Below are 14,881 nucleotides of genomic sequence, written 5' to 3'. Positions count from 1 at the left end.
TCGTGAACGAAAGCAGTGTGAAAGTCGCATGCCGTCCGGCCCGGACGCCCGGCCGCCTCAGGATTCGATCGCGAAGACCAGCCGCAGTTCCGGATCGAACACCGTCTCGTACCCCCGGTAGGGCAAGGGGGCGGCGCGGCGCACGGCCGCCTCGATCGAGCGCCGCCCGGCCTCGTCGTAGTCGCAGCGGTCGCCGTCGACGTCGACCCCCTGCACCTGCCCGCCCGGCGACTGGCGGACGAGCACGGCGCAATGCTGGCCGGGCTGGACCGAGTCCGGCCTCAGCCAATGCGCGACCACCACCGCCTGGATGGCCGCGGCATAGCGGGCGCGCAGATTGTCCACGGGCGGCGCGTTGTCCAGCGTCGGCCTGCGGGCGACCTCGGCCACCGCCGCGCCGGCCACGGCCATCGCCCCGAACGCCAGGGCCATGCGGCCCAGCAGGCCACCGGATCGGCGCAGGTGCGCGACCGCCATCGCCTCAGCGGTCCTGCGCGGTGAAGTTGAAGTTGAGGTCGCGCGCGAACACCGACTCGAAGCCGCGGTACGGCAACGGCTGGGCACGCAGCACGGCCGCCTCGACCGAGCGCTTGCCGGCCTCGTCGAACGGGCAGTTAGGCGCCACCTCGGCCTGGATCACGCTGCCGCCCGGCACCTGCCGGATGTGGATGGTGCACTTCTGCCCCAGCGGCACCGAATCCGGCCGGACCCACTGCGCCAGCACCGCCTGCTGGATCGCCGCGGCGTACCTGGCGGCCAGGTCGTTGCTGGTGCCGCCGGCGCCGGGCGCGGCGGGCGCACTGGCGGCGGTCGCGCCCGAGGACGCCTGCTGGGCGCGCGCGGCGGCCAGCTGGCGCAGCTTCTGCTCGGCCAGCTCGGCCTGCCTGGCGTCGCGCGCCATCTGCGCTTCGAGTTGTTCGCGCTTCTTGCGGATCTCGGCCAGCTTCTTGTCGCGCTCGGCCTGCGCCTGGGCCTGCTCGGCGGCCTTCTTCTTGTCCGCCTCCTCCTGTTGCTGCTTGGCCAGGCGGCGCTGCTGCTCGGCCTCTTCCTGGCGCTTGCGCTCGGTCAGGTCGATCTGTTCCTGGCGGCGCTTGGCCTCCTGCTCCTGCCTGGCCTTCTCCTCGGACTCGGCCATCGCGCTGACGCGCTCCTGGTCGATGTTGTCCGGCTGGGCGATGCGCTCCTGCGCATTGGCCTGCTGCGGGGTCGGCGCGTCCTGCGGCCGCGGCTCGGGGATGGGCTGCGGCGGCGGCACGGTGTCTTCCGGCGCCGGCTCCGGCAGCGGGGCCGGTTGCGGCGGCGGGGTGAACGGCTCGGCCTCGGCCTGCAACGCCTGGCGGGCGACGCGCGCGTCGGCGGCGGACACGTCCAGGCTCGCCTCCAGCGACGGATCGCCCGCCGCCGCCTCGGGGGTGCGCTCGGGCGACCATAGCCAGGCCGCGGTGAACACCAGCAGCACCAGGACATGGACCAGCAGCGCGAGCAGGACCGGGCGCGCCCAGTCGCCCTCGCGCGGAGCCTGCGGCGGAAGCGCGTCAGCGTGCATTGCCACCCGAATCGGAAATCAGGCCCACCTTCTCGACCTTGGCCTGCTTGATCGCATCGATCGCGTCCATGATCTTCTGGTACGGCACGTCGCGGTCGCCGGCGACGACCACGCGCGCCTCCTTGTCCTGGGCGACGATGGCCGCCAGCTGCGCCTGCAGCGTGGCCGCATCCATCGCCTTGGGCTTGTCCTTGGGCAGTTGCAGCGCGAGCTGGCCGTCGGCGGATACCACCACCACGACCGGGTCCTTGCGGCTCTCCAGCGCCTTGGCGCGCGAGGTCGGCAGGTTGACGTCGGTGCTCAGCGTGAGCAGCGGCGCGGTGACCATGAAGATGATCAACAGCACCAGCATCACGTCGATGTACGGCACGACGTTGATCTCTGACTTGAGCTTGCGCTTCTTGCGGCGGGAAATGCCGGACATCATCGCGGTAGCTTCCTAATTGAATCCCCGCACATGGATGTGCGGGCTCTTGCGAGGGACTCGCGTCTTGAATTCCCGCACGTGGACGTGCGGGCTCTTGCGAGGGACTCGCATCATTCGTCGGCGCCGGCCTGGCGCTGCAGGATCGAGCTGAACTCGTCGGCGAAGGTGTCGTAGCGCACCGACAGCCGCTCGACGCGGTTGGTGAAGCGGTTGTAGGCCCACACCGCCGGGATCGCCACGAACAGGCCGATCGCGGTGGCGAACAGCGCCTCGGAGATGCCCGGCGCGACCGAGGCGATGCCGGCCTGCTCGCCGCTGCTGATCATGTCGTGCATGGTCACCATGATGCCGAACACGGTGCCGACCAGGCCGACGTACGGGGCGGTCGAGCCGATGTTGGCGAGCGTCTCGAGGTTGCGCTCGAGCTGGTCCACCTCGCGCGCGAAGGTGACGCGCATGGCGCGCTGGGCGCCTTCCAGCTGGACGCGGCCGTCCAGGCGGCGGTCGCGCAGGCGCGCGAACTCGCGGTAGCCGGCCTCGAAGATCGCCTCCATGCCGGTGACGCTGCGGTTGCGGTCGGTGGCGGCCGAGTAGAGCTTGCCCAGGTCGGCGCCGGACCAGAACCGGTTCTCGAAGTCCTCGGCCTCTCGGCCGGCCTGCTTGAAGGCGCGGGCCTTGCGGAAAATGATCACCCAGCTGATGAAGGAGCCGACCAGCAGCAGCAGCACGATGATCTTCACCGGGATGCTGGCGCGCACCATCAGCTCGAGATAGTTGATGCTGCCGGTATGGGCGACCGTGGCGGCCTGCGCGGCGGCGCTGGTGACTTCCTGCGGCAGCGCTTCCACCACCGTGTCCTGCAGGGCCAGGAGCAATGCGATCGACATCCGTCTTTCCTCAGTCTTCGGATTCTTGGTTTTCCAGGGTCTTCAACTCGTCGAGCAGCGCGTCGTCCATGCCGCGCGGACGGAAATTCGCGGCACCGACCGCGGCGATCCGCACGCGCGCGGTGGCCAGGGTCTCCTCGCCGCGGCGGATCGCCTGGAAGAACTCCAGGCTGGCCCGCCTGCAGCGGCGCAGCGCCACCGACACGTCCAGGACGTCGTCGAGCCGCGCGGGCTTGAGGAAGTCCAGCTCCATCGAGCGCACCACGAACACGAGGTCGTGCTCCTGCCGCAGGCGCTCCTGGCCATAGCCCAGCGCGCGCATCCATTCGGTGCGCGCCCGCTCCATGAAGGCGACGTAGCGCGCGTGGTAGACCACGCCACCGGCGTCGGTATCTTCCCAATAGACGCGTGTCGGCCAACTGAATAGGAACCGGGATCCAGGGCCCGGGACCGGCGGCCCGGCCGTCATGGGATCCCTGCCATCGCGGGGAAGGGTCCGTGCATCTCGCGTGTCAAAACAGTTCCCCCGTATTTCCGGGTCCCGGGTCCTTGGGCTTCAGCCCCAGGTGCAGGTAGGCCTTCCGGGTCGCCATGCGGCCGCGCGCGGTGCGGACCAGGAAGCCCTGCTGGATCAGGTACGGCTCGATCACGTCCTCGAGCGTGCCGCGCTCCTCCGACAACGAGGCGGCCAGGGACTCGACGCCGACCGGTCCGCCATCGAAATGGTCGACGATGGTGTGCAGCAGGCGCCGGTCGAGCTCGTCGAACCCCTCCGGGTCCACCTTGAGCATGCCCATCGCCGCCTGGGCGATCTCGCGGTCGATGCGGCCGCCGGCCTTGACCTGGGCGTAGTCGCGCACCCGCCGCAGCAGCCGGTTGGCGATGCGCGGGGTGCCGCGCGACCGCCGCGCGACCTCGCCGGCGCCCTCGGCCGTGCAGTCGATGCCGAGGATCGAGGCCGAGCGGGTCACGATGCGGGTCAGCTCCTCGGGCGAGTAGAACTCCAGGCGCTGGACGATGCCGAAGCGGTCGCGCAGCGGCGCGGTCAGCAGGCCGGCGCGGGTGGTGGCGCCGATCAGGGTGAACGGCGGCAGGTCGATCTTGATCGAGCGCGCGGCGGGGCCCTCGCCGATCATGATGTCGATCTGGAAGTCCTCCATCGCCGGGTACAGCACTTCCTCGACCACCGGCGACAGCCGGTGGATCTCGTCCACGAACAGCACATCGAACGGCTGCAGGTTGGTCAGCAGCGCCGCCAGGTCGCCGGCCTTCTCGATCACCGGACCGGAGGTCACCCGCAGGTTGACGCCCAGTTCGTTGGCGATCACGTGGCTCAGCGTGGTCTTGCCCAGGCCCGGCGGCCCGAAGATCAGCACGTGGTCCAGCGCCTCGCCACGGTTCTTGGCCGCCTCGATGTAGATCGACAGCTGCTCGCGCACCGGCACCTGCCCGAGATAGTCGGCCAGGCGCTTGGGACGGATGCTGGCCTCGGCCGCGGCGTCTTCGCGGGTGGCGCCGCCGTCGATGATGCGGTCCATCAGCGCCCCCCGGGACCCGGGACCCGGGATTCGGAGCAGGCCGAGGAGAGCGTGCGAAGAGGTCGATATGGCATGGCGCACATTGTAGGCAACTCCGGGCGGGTCTGACGCGCCCGCGGGATCCCGGTCTCGTGTCCCGGGCCCCGCCCCCTCATATCTCGATCTGCGCGCCCAGCTCGACCAGCCGGTTGCCCGGGATCCGGAAGAAGCCGGTGGCCGGCGCCGCGTTGCGGTGCATCAGCGCGAACAGCTTGTCGCGCCAGATCGGCATGCCGCGGTTGGCGCTGGCGACGATGGTCTCGCGGCTGGCGAAGAAGGTGGTGTCCATCGGGTCGAAGTAGATCCCGCCGTGGTCGCACGAGCGCATCAGCGCCAGCGGCACGTCCGGGGTCTCCATGAAGCCGAAGCGCACGTAGACGCGGTAGAACTCGTCGCCGATCGACTCGATCTTGAGCCGCTTCTCGGCCGGCGCGTACGGGATCGGCAGCGTCTCCACGTTGAGGAACACGTTGCGCTCGTGCAGCACCTTGTTGTGCTTGAGGTTGTGCATCAGCGCGTGCGGCACCACCATCGGGTCTGCGGTCAGGAACACCGCGGTGCCCGGCACCCGCGCCGGGGGGGCCAGCATCAGCCCGGGCAGGAAGCTGTCGATCTTGATGCCGTCCTTGCGGATCTCCTCGCGCAGCAGCGCGCGGCCGCGCCGCCAGGTGCGCATCAGCGTGAACACCACGATGCCCAGCACCAGCGGGAACCAGGCGCCCTGCAGCAGCTTGGCGCCGTTGGCGATCACGAAGGCCAGCTCGATGAGGAAGAACACCACGCACAGCGGCAGCACCCAGCGCCGCCAGCGCGGCCACAGCGCGCGCGCGACCAGCGCCAGCAGCAGGGTGTCGATCAGCATGGTCATCGACACCGAGATGCCGTAGGCCACCGCCAGGTTGGTGGAGCTGCGGAAGATCAGCACCAGCGAGATCACCATCGCCGCCAGCATCCAGTTGATGCCGGGCACGTAGATCTGGCCGATGGTCTCGTGCGAGGTGTGCTTGACCAGCATGCGCGGGATGTAGCCGAGCTGCATGGCCTGGCGCGCCACCGAGTAGGCGCCGGTGATCACCGCCTGCGAGGCGATCACCGCCGCCAGCGTGGCCAGGACGATCATCGGGTACAGCGCCCAGCCGGGCACCGCTTCGAAGAACGGGTTCTTCAGCGCGGCCGGGTGCACCAGCACCAGCGCGCCCTGCCCCAGGTAGTTCAGCAGCAGGCACGGCAGCACGAAGAAGTACCATGCGTGGCGGATCGGCTTGGCGCCGAAGTGGCCCATGTCCGCGTACAGCGCCTCGCCGCCGGTCACCGCCAGCACCACCGCGCCGAGGATGAAGATGCCGTGCCAGCCGTGGTCCATGAAGAAGCGCACGCCCCACCACGGATTGAACGCCTTGAGCACCTCGGGCGCGTCGACGATGTTCCAGGCGCCGATCAGGCCGATCGACAGGAACCACAGCGAGGTGATCGGGCCGAACACCTTGCCCACCTTGGCGGTGCCGAAGCGCTGCGCCATGAACACCAGCACCAGCACGGCCACGGTGATCGGCACGATGAACGGATGCAGGCTGGGCGCGGCGACCTCCAGGCCCTCCACCGCGCCCATCACCGAGATGGCCGGGGTGATCACGCCGTCGCCGAAGAACAGCGAGGCGCCGAAGATGCCGAGGATGCCGACCACGTAGGCCGAGCGCGACCCCTTGCGCAGCGTGCGCTGGGCCAGGGCCATCAGCGCCATGATGCCGCCCTCGCCCTCGTTGTCGGCGCGCATGATGATGGTCACGTACTTCAGCGTGACCGTGATCATCAGCGCCCAGAACGCCAGCGACAGCACGCCGAGCACGGTGTCGTGGTCGCTGTTGAGGCCGTAGTGCGGCGAGAACGCCTCCTTCAGCGTGTACAGCGGGCTGGTGCCGATGTCGCCGAAGACCACGCCGATCGCGGCCAGCACCAGGGCGAAACCGCCTTGCGCGGGACCGTGGGACGCATTGCCGCCGTGGCCGTGGGAAGCTGAGGGGGATGAAGACATGGCGGACCGAGGTTATCGCCGGATGGCGTGGAGGACGTGAAGGATCGGGAAGAGGCGGTTCAGCGCAGCGCGGCCTGGAGCGCCTTGCGGATCACGCCGGCGACGTCGTCGCCGTCGGCCGCGGCATCGCGCGCCATCCTGGCGGCCTCGGCCGGCTTGTAGCCGAGCTGCTGCAGCGCGACCGTGGCTTCGGATACGGCATCGGTGCCGAGCTGGCCGACGATCGGCGCGCCGCCTCCGCCGAAGTCGGCCGCGCGGTCCTTGAGCTCGACCACCATGCGCTCGGCGGTCTTCTTGCCGATGCCGGGAATGCGGGTCAGCGCCGTGACGTCGGCGGTCTGGACCAGGCGCGCGAACTCGTCCACGCTCACGCCCGACAACACCGCCAGCGCGATCTTGGCGCCGATCCCCGAGACCCGCTGCACGTCGCGGAACACCCGCCGCTCGCCCTCGCGCAGGAAGCCGTACAGCGAAACGCTGTCCTCCTTCTGCGCGTAGTGCGTGAACAGCGTGACCTCGCGGCCGAGGTCGGGCAGGTCGTAGAAGGTGCTCATCGGCGCCTCCAGCTCGTAGCCGACGCCACCGACGTCGATCACCAGCCACGGCGGTTGCTTGTAGGCGAGGATGCCGCGCAGGCGTCCGATCATGGGTGGGCTCCTTTGAGGCCGGGACCGGGGACCCGGGTCCCGCTCCGATGTCCGTTCATTTCCTGCTCCAAGCCTGCTTCGTGTTCACGCCCAGCCGCTGCGCGGTGGTGCGCACGTGCGCGTGGGTGATCGCCACGGCCAGCGCGTCGGCGGCGTCGGCCTGCAGCTTGCCCTTCAGGTTCAGCATGACGCCGACCATGTGCTGCACCTGGACCTTGTCGGCGCTGCCCTTGCCGACCAGCGCCAGCTTGATTTCCTTGGCCGCGTACTCGTGCACCGGCAGGTCGTGCAACACCACCGCGCTGATCGCGGCGCCGCGCGCCTGGCCGAGCTTGAGTGCCGAGTCCGCGCTCTTGCCGACGAACACCTGCTCGATCGCCACTTCGTCCGGCCGGTACTCCTCGATCAGCGCCGCCAGCCCGTGCAGCAGGCGCTTCAGGCGCTGGGCGAAATCGCCCTCGCCGAGCAGCACCAGCGGCACGTGGTGCACGTACCGGGCACGCCCGGCCGCGTCGACGTCGATGATGCCGATGCCGGTGCGCTGCGAGCCGGGATCGATGCCGAGGATGCGGGTCATGAAAGAGCCGTGATTAGCGATTCGGGATTGGCGGTTCGGGAAAGCGCGCTCCGCCGCAGGCCGATTGCTTTTGCGAATCACAAATCACGAATCACCAATCCCGGAGCGCCGTCAGGCGCTCCCCAAAGAAGCCTGGTCGACGTTGGAATACACATCCTGCACGTCGTCCAGGTCTTCCAGCATGTCCAGCAGCTTGCGCACCTGCACGGCGGTGTCGCCGTCGACGGCGATGTCGTTGTCGGCGCGGAAGGTGATCTCGGCATGGCCGGGCTCCAGGCCGGCCGCGACCATCGCGTCCTTGACCTGCGAGAACGCCTCCGGCGCGGTCAGCACGTCGATCGCGCCGTCCTCCGGGTAGACCACCACGTCGTCGGCGCCGGCCTCGATCGCCGCCTCGGTGACCTTGTCCTCGTCGGCGCCGGGCGCGTAGCTGAGCACGCCCAGGCGCTTGAACATGAATGCCACCGAGCCCTCGGTGCCCATGTTGCCGCCGCACTTGCTGAAGGCATGGCGCACGTCGGCCACGGTGCGCACGCGGTTGTCGGTGAGGCAGTCGACGATCACCGCCACGCCGCCGGGGGCGTAGCCCTCGTAGCGCACTTCCTCGTACTCGACGCCTTCCAGCTCGCCGGTGGCCTTCTTGATCGCGCGCTCGATCACGTCCTTGGACATGTTCGCGGCCAGGCCCTTGTCCACCGCCACGCGCAGGCGCGGGTTGTTGGCAGGGTCGCCGCCGCCGGCGCGCGCGGCCACGCCGATCTCGCGGATGATCTTGGTGAAAACCTTGCCGCGCTTGGCGTCGGACGCGTTCTTGCGGGCTTCGATCGAGGGGCCTCTACCCATGGGGTTACCGGTCTTGCTTGGATGACAGGGCGCGGATTCTACCCGATTGGCCGCGGTGCCCCTCCCGGGGCCGTCCCGGCATCGAAGCGCCCCTCGCGCAGGAACCCCGCCACCCGCCGCGCCGCCTCCGCGGAGAACGTCAGCCCGGTATGGCTGGCATCCACCACGCAATGGTCGGCCAACCCAGGCAGCCGGGTCTCCGCCAGCGCGACCGTGCCGTCGGATTCGCCCAGGTCGGCGAACAGCCGCCCCAGGCCGGCGGCGCGGCGACCGGCGATCATCCCGACCGCGGCTTTCCCGGTCCATGGCGCGACGCCTTCCAGCAGCAACGCGCGGCTCCGCCCCAGCAGCCAGGCGCAACCGCGGTGCCCGCACAAGGCGCGCGCGGCCGCGCTGCCCAGCAGCGGGCTGCCGAGGCACACGATCTTTTCCACGCCGGGCGCGCCGCGTCGCGCCGCTTCCAGCGCGACCAGCCCGCCGAGGCTGTGGCCGACCAGCGAGACCGGCCCGCCGCCCAGCCGGCCGAGGTAGCGCACCAGCGCCTGCACCGCGGCGTCCGGCCCGGCCAGGGCCCCGTTATAGCCGAACAGCTGCACCTCGAAGCCCTCGCGCCGCAGGCGCCTCGCCAGCGGCAGCAGCCACCAGGCGGGGTTCCAGATTCCATGCAGCAACACGACCGATGGCATGCGACCGTCCTCGGGGCGGATGCCCAGGCTACGGCGCCCGGCCTGAACGCGGCGCGGGCGGGCCTATCGCGCCTGCGGCCGCCCGCGCACCCGCGTTCCGTCCGCCAGCAGCGCGTTGGGCGCCAGCACCACCGAGTCGCCCGCGGCGACGCCGGACAACACCTCGATCTCGTTGCCGAGATTGCGGCCCAGGCTGACCTGGGCGAAACGCACCTGGCCGTCGCCGCCCACCTTCGCCACCTTGGCCGTCGCACCGTCCTGCACCACCGTGGCCAGCGGCAGCACCACCGCCGGCACGGTGCGCGGGACGCTCAGGCGTACCTGGCCGACCATGCCGGCCGGGATGCGGTTGTCCGGATTGGGCAGCCGCAGTTCCACCCGCATGCCGCCGGCGTCCTCGGAAATGCGCTGCGCGGTGCGCACCACCTCCGCGTCGAACTGCTCGCCCGGCAGCTCCGGGAACGTGACCTGCGCGCGCAGGCCCGGCCGCACCTGCAGCGCAGCGCTCTGCGGGACGTCCACCGCGACCCGCAACGGATCGAGCGCGTCGATGCGGAACATCGGCACCGTCGCCGAGGCGGTGTCGCCGACCACGCGGTCGCCGACGTCGACGTTGCGCGCGCTGACCACGCCGTCGAACGGCGCGCGCACGCTGGCGAAGCCCTGCCGTTCGCGCGCGCTGGCCAGCTGCGCGCGCGCGGCGTCGCGCGCCGCCTGGGCGGCGTCGCGCGCGCCGAGGCGGCTGCTGTAGTCCTCGCGCGAGATCAGCTGGGTGCGCAGCATCGCCGCGGCGCGTTCGTAGTTGCCGCTGGCCAGGGTCAGGTCGGCCTCGGCCTGGGCCAGGTCGGCCTGCGCCTGGCGCACCGCCTGGTCGATCTCCGGGGCGGCGATGGTCGCCAGCACCTGGCCGGCGCGGACGCGATCGCCGATGTCGACCAGGCGCGTGCCGACCAGGCCGGTGGCGCGCGCGAATACCTGCGCGCTCTGCCCGGCCTGGGCGCGCGCCGGCAGCACCAGCGCGTAGTCGGCCGCGGCCGCGCGCGCCTGCACCAGCGACACCTCGGGCACCTCGGCGGACGCGGGCACCGCGCGGCTGTTGCCGCATCCGGCCGCCAGCAGGCAGGCGGCCATCAGCAGCGGCATGGCGAACGCCGCGGACGGAACGGGGCGGGACAACACGTGGGGGACGTTCATCGAGTGGCTCCTTCGCCGCCGGCCGGCAGGCCTTCGGCGGTGGTTGCAGCCGCGGCGACGCGGCGGTTGTGGCGGCGGCCGAGCACGGCCAGGATTGAGGGCACCAGCAGCAGCGTGGCGGGCGTGCCGAACAACAGCCCGCCGATCACGGCGCGGCCGAGCGGGGCGTTCTGCTCGCCGCCCTCGCCCAGCCCCAGCGCCATCGGCACGATGCCGAGCACCATCGCGCTGGCGGTCATCAGCACCGGCCGCAGGCGCACCGCCGCGGCCTCGTAGGCGGCCTGCTCGGGATCGTGGCCGGCGGCGACCAGGTTGCGAGCGAAGCTGGTCACCAGCACGCTGTTGGCGGTGGACACGCCGATCACCATCATCACGCCCATCAGCGCCGGCACGCTGAGCGGGGTGCCGGTGGCGAACAGCGCCACCGCCGCGCCAGCGATGGCCAGCGGCAGCCCCGACATCGCCACCAGCGGCTGGATCCAGGACTGGAAGTTCACCACCAGCACCAGGAACACCAGCACCGCGGCCATCAGCAGGCCGGAGGCCAGCTCGGCATAGGCGTTCTGCATCTCGCCGGCCTGGCCGACGATCTCGATGCGGTTGCCCGGCTTGAGCCGCGGCCGCATCTGCTCGGTCAGCCCGCCCAGGGCCGAGTACACCGAGCCGAGGTCGCGCCCCTGCACGTTGGCGATGACGCTGACGGTCGGCGCCATCATCACCCGGCCGACGCTGGCCGGCACCGCGCGCGGGGTCACGCTGGCGATGTTGCGCAGCAGGACGGTGCCGTTCGCGCCGATGCGCAGCGGCGTGTTGAGCAGCGTATCGATGCCGGCCAGGTCCGAGGGCAGCACCTGCAGCTGCACCGTGTAGGACGTGGCGCTGGCCTGCTCCACCCAGTACACCGGGGTCACGGTGCCGGACGAACCGAGCACCGCCAGCACCGCGCGGCTGGCGTCCTGGGCGCTGATGCCGAGCTGCGCGGCGCGGGTGCGATCGATGGCGATGTGGTACTCGGGCAGGTCGAGCACCTGCCGCACCATCACGTCGGTGGCGCCGGGGATCCGCTGCAGCTGCGGCACCAGCTCGCGCGCCAGCGCCAGGTTGCCGGCGGCATCTCGGCCGTTGAAGCGCACTTCCAGCGCGCCCACCGCCGAGCCGGCCAGGGTGCGGCCGGTCGCGTCCGGCGGGCGCTCGAACACGCGCACGTCGGGGAAGCGCTCGGCGATGCGCTCGCGGATCGCCTTCAGGTAGCCGGCGGTCGGCGCGTGCGGCGTGCGCAGCTGCAGCATCAGCTCGGCCTCGAACGAGCCGACCACCGCGCTGTCCACCCAGGCCAGGTTGACGGCGTCGGGAACGCCGATCTGCTCGTAGACGGTCTGCAGTTCGCCGGCCGGGATGATCTGGCGGATCTCGCGCTGGATCTGCGCCATCCGCTGCGCGGTCTGTTCCAGGCGCGTGCCGGACGGCAGCCGCACCTGCAGGCGCAACTGCCCGGCATCGACCTGCGGGAAGTATTCGCGCCCCAGCAGCGCCGCGCTGCCCGCTCCCAGCGCCATCAGCACCAACGCCGCCAGCGCCAGCACGCCGCCATGGTGGCCGAGCCGGTACAGCAGCGCGTGGTGGCGCTCGCGCAACCACTCCAGCGCGTGCTCCATGCGGTGGTGCAGGTTCAGCAGCGCGCGCTCGGCGGCCCAGCGCGGCTGCTGGCGGCTGCGGATGTCGGCCGGCAGCAGCAGGTAGCACAGCACCGGGATCAGCGTGCGCGACAGCAGGAACGAGGCCAGCATCGCGAAGATCACCGCCAGCGCCAGCGGAGTGAACACCCAGGCCGACAGGCCGGTCATCAGCAGGATCGGGGTCAGCACGATGCAGATCGACACCGTGGAGACGAACTCCGGGAACACCACCTCGCCGGCGCTGTCCAGGATCGCGGTGCGCACGTCCTTGCCCATCGCGATGTGGCGGTTGGTGTTCTCCACGTCGACCACCGCGTTGTCGACCAGGATGCCGATCGCCAGCGCTAGCCCGCCCAGCGTCATCACGTTGAAGGTGTAGCCGAGCAGGTACAGCGCGGTCACCGAGGCCAGCAGCGCCAGCGGGATCGCCGAGAGCACGATCAGGCTCGAGCGCCACGAACCGACGAACACCAGCACCACCGCCGCGACCAGCAGGCCGACCAGGATCGCCTCGTGGCGGATCGAACCGATCGCGTTGTCGACGAACACCGACTGGTCGAAGATCGGCTCGATGCGCGTGCCCGGCGGCGCCGAGGCGGCGATCTCCGGCAGGCGCTCGCGCACCTGGCGCACGATCTCCACCGCCGACGCGCCGCCCATCTTGATCAGCGCCACCGACACCGCGCTGGCGCCGTCCATGCGCGCGATGTTGGTCTGCAGCGCGCCGCCGTCGCGCACGCTGGCCACGTCGCGCACGTAGATCACGTTGCCGCCGCGGCTGGCGACCGGCAGGTCGAGGAAGCCGGCGGCGCTTTCCGGGCTGGTCTCCAGCGAGATCTGCATCTCGCGCGCGCCTTCGCGGATCGTGCCGGAAGGCAGCGTCGGGCTGCCGCGCTCCAGCGCGCCGGTCACGTCCTGCGGGGTCAGGCCATAGGTCTGCAGCGCCTCCGGGTCCAGGTCGACCATGACCTGGCGCGCCGCGCCGCCGTACGGCAGGCTCATGCGGATGCCGGGGATCGACTGGATCTGCGAGCGCAGCTGCAGGCGCGCGTAGTCGTACAGCTGCGCCTCGCTCATCGAGTCCGACGACAGCACCAACTGCAGCACCGGCGTGCTGGACAGGTTGTTGCGCACCACCAGCGGCGGCGAGGTGCCCGGCGGCATGCGCCGCAGGATGGTCTGCGAGACCGCGGTCATCTGCGCCAGCGCGCGCTCCAGGTTGACCCCGGGCTGGAAGTCGGCGCGCACGATGCCGATGCCGTTCAGGCTCTCCGAGCGCACTTCCTTGAGGTCGTCGACGGTGTTGAGCACCGAGATCTCGGAGAACGAGGTCAGCTTGGCCGCCATCTCCGCCGCCGGCAGGCCGGCGTAGGTCCAGATCAGGTTGACCGAGGGGATGCCGACCTCGGGCAGGATGTCGGTGGGCATGCGCCGCGCCGACTGGATCCCGAACAGCAGGATCAGGATGGCGAGCACGCCAATGGTGTAGCGGCGCGAAAGCGCATACTGGACGATCCACATGCGGACGGCTCCGTGGGGGCTGGGGGCGAGCGGTTCGCGGACATCGATAGTGCGCGTCGCACGGCCATTGCCACAAGCAGGCCCGGGCAGGACACTGCCGTGCGGCGGCCGCAACAGACTCTCCGAAATGCCCGCGCCGGCGTTTGCCCGTTACTGCCGCAAGATTGCCGGATCCTGCACGCGGGCCTCACCTGTGCGCCCCGCCTCCGGTACTCTTCGGCGTATCGCCGCAGGCCATGCCCCGCGAAGTCCATGAATACCCTGTCCCCGTCCGAGCTGATCGCCCAGCACTCGCTCGCCGCGCCGTTGGCGGAACTGACCGACCGGATCGCCCGGCTGACCGCCGGCGGCGAAGGCTTCCACCGCACGGCCTTGCCCGCGCTGCACCTGATCCGGTTCGACGCGCCGACCGCATGCATGCCGACGGTCTACGAGCCGCGGCTGTGCCTGGTGGTCCAGGGCAGCAAGCTGGCGATCCTGGGCGAACAGCACTACCGCTACGACCCGCTGCATTACCTGGTCGTGTCGGTGACCCTGCCGATGATCGGCCAGGTGGTGGAGGCGAGCCCGGAAAAGCCCTACCTGTGCCTGCGCCTGGACCTCGCGCCGGAAGACATCGCCGGGCTGCTGCTGGACGGCCCCGAGCGGGCCGGCGACAACGAAGCCGGCGAGGACGGTGCCTGCGCCGCCTATGCCGCGCGGGTCGGCACGCCGCTGCTGGACGCGGTGCTGCGGCTGATGCGCCTGCTCGACGCCCCCGAGGACCTGCGCGTGCTCGCGCCGCTGGCGATCCGGGAGATCCTCTACCGCGTGCTGCAGGGCGACCTCGGCGGGCGCCTGCGCGCCCTGGCGGTCAAGGACGGCCAGCACCAGCGCGTCGCGCAGGCGGTGATGCTGCTGCGGCGGCATTACCTGGAACCGCTGCGGGTGGAAGCGCTGGCGCGGACGGTGCACATGAGCGTGTCCGCGCTGCACCGCGGCTTCAAGGCGGCGACATCGATGTCGCCGCTGCAGTACCAGAAGCAGCTGCGGCTGCACGAGGCGCGCCGGCTGATGCTGGTGGACGGGCTGGAAGCCGCGGCCGCGGCGCACCGGGTCGGCTACGAGAGCCCCTCGCAGTTCAGCCGCGAATACAAGCGGCTGTTCGGCGCACCGCCGCGCGCGGAAGTCATGGCGGTGCGTACCGCCAGCCGGTGAGACTCGGCCCCTATATTGCTTGTGGGAGGGACTCCGGTCCCGGCGGGCTTGCCTATAACGCTCGAATCGCC

General features: G+C 70.9%; 14 protein-coding genes. 1 reads left to right on the top strand and 13 read right to left on the bottom strand.

Annotation, left to right across the window (positions count from 1 at the left end):
• Positions 1 to 57: 57 nt before the first annotated feature.
• The 13 genes from M3M27_RS05990 to M3M27_RS05930 all read right to left on the bottom strand — a co-directional run bounded on the left by M3M27_RS05990 (position 58) and on the right by M3M27_RS05930 (position 13,613).
• On the bottom strand, positions 58 to 477 hold the full coding sequence (locus M3M27_RS05990) for a cell envelope integrity protein TolA (RefSeq protein WP_434027471.1): 420 nt from the start codon (positions 475 to 477) through the stop codon (positions 58 to 60).
• Positions 478 to 481: 4 nt separating this feature from the next.
• Positions 482 to 1,546 (bottom strand): cell envelope integrity protein TolA, encoded by a 1,065-nt coding sequence (tolA, locus tag M3M27_RS05985; protein ID WP_434027470.1) that lies wholly within the window; start codon positions 1,544 to 1,546, stop codon positions 482 to 484.
• Positions 1,536 to 1,973: a protein TolR gene (tolR, locus tag M3M27_RS05980; protein ID WP_140719190.1), complete on the bottom strand. Its 438-nt coding sequence runs from the start codon at positions 1,971 to 1,973 to the stop codon at positions 1,536 to 1,538. Before tolR ends, tolA begins: the two co-directional genes overlap by 11 nt.
• A 110-nt stretch (positions 1,974 to 2,083) precedes the next feature.
• On the bottom strand, positions 2,084 to 2,860 hold the full coding sequence (tolQ, locus tag M3M27_RS05975; protein WP_140719192.1) for a protein TolQ: 777 nt from the start codon (positions 2,858 to 2,860) through the stop codon (positions 2,084 to 2,086).
• A 10-nt stretch (positions 2,861 to 2,870) separates the two neighbouring features.
• The gene (gene ybgC / locus M3M27_RS05970) at positions 2,871 to 3,329 is read right to left on the bottom strand and encodes a tol-pal system-associated acyl-CoA thioesterase (protein ID WP_140719194.1); all 459 of its coding nucleotides are present in this window, start codon (positions 3,327 to 3,329) and stop codon (positions 2,871 to 2,873) included.
• A 43-nt stretch (positions 3,330 to 3,372) separates the two neighbouring features.
• Positions 3,373 to 4,398, bottom strand: coding sequence for a Holliday junction branch migration DNA helicase RuvB (gene ruvB, locus M3M27_RS05965; RefSeq protein WP_434027469.1), 1,026 nt, complete (start codon positions 4,396 to 4,398; stop codon positions 3,373 to 3,375).
• Positions 4,399 to 4,549: 151 nt separating this feature from the next.
• A complete protein-coding gene (locus tag M3M27_RS05960) occupies positions 4,550 to 6,469 on the bottom strand; it encodes a potassium transporter Kup (protein WP_140719198.1) in 1,920 nt (639 codons plus the stop codon).
• Positions 6,470 to 6,528: 59 nt separating this feature from the next.
• A complete protein-coding gene (gene ruvA / locus M3M27_RS05955) occupies positions 6,529 to 7,116 on the bottom strand; it encodes a Holliday junction branch migration protein RuvA (protein ID WP_434027468.1) in 588 nt (195 codons plus the stop codon).
• Positions 7,117 to 7,171: 55 nt separating this feature from the next.
• Positions 7,172 to 7,693: a crossover junction endodeoxyribonuclease RuvC gene (gene ruvC / locus M3M27_RS05950; RefSeq protein WP_140719202.1), complete on the bottom strand. Its 522-nt coding sequence runs from the start codon at positions 7,691 to 7,693 to the stop codon at positions 7,172 to 7,174.
• A gap of 111 nt (positions 7,694 to 7,804) precedes the next feature.
• Positions 7,805 to 8,536, bottom strand: coding sequence for a YebC/PmpR family DNA-binding transcriptional regulator (locus M3M27_RS05945; protein WP_434027467.1), 732 nt, complete (start codon positions 8,534 to 8,536; stop codon positions 7,805 to 7,807).
• Between the two features lie 38 nt (positions 8,537 to 8,574).
• Positions 8,575 to 9,222 (bottom strand): esterase/lipase family protein, encoded by a 648-nt coding sequence (locus M3M27_RS05940; RefSeq protein ID WP_434027466.1) that lies wholly within the window; start codon positions 9,220 to 9,222, stop codon positions 8,575 to 8,577.
• A gap of 63 nt (positions 9,223 to 9,285) precedes the next feature.
• Complete coding sequence (locus tag M3M27_RS05935; RefSeq protein WP_434027465.1) at positions 9,286 to 10,416, bottom strand: efflux RND transporter periplasmic adaptor subunit; 1,131 nt, start codon at positions 10,414 to 10,416, stop codon at positions 9,286 to 9,288.
• Positions 10,413 to 13,613 carry an efflux RND transporter permease subunit gene (locus tag M3M27_RS05930; protein ID WP_140719210.1) on the bottom strand — a complete coding sequence of 1,067 codons (3,201 nt, stop codon included), beginning with the start codon at positions 13,611 to 13,613 and terminating at the stop codon, positions 10,413 to 10,415. Before M3M27_RS05930 ends, M3M27_RS05935 begins: the two co-directional genes overlap by 4 nt.
• A 252-nt stretch (positions 13,614 to 13,865) precedes the next feature.
• Between M3M27_RS05930 and M3M27_RS05925 the strand changes: the two genes are divergently transcribed.
• On the top strand, positions 13,866 to 14,810 hold the full coding sequence (locus M3M27_RS05925; protein WP_140719212.1) for an AraC family transcriptional regulator: 945 nt from the start codon (positions 13,866 to 13,868) through the stop codon (positions 14,808 to 14,810).
• The last annotated feature ends 71 nt before the right edge of the window (positions 14,811 to 14,881 follow it).

Source organism: Xanthomonas boreopolis, assembly GCF_046529185.1.
Classification (GTDB): domain Bacteria; phylum Pseudomonadota; class Gammaproteobacteria; order Xanthomonadales; family Xanthomonadaceae; genus Pseudomonas_S; species Pseudomonas_S boreopolis.
Note: the sequence above shows the minus strand (reverse complement) of the source record. Positions and strands in the feature narration are given on the sequence as shown.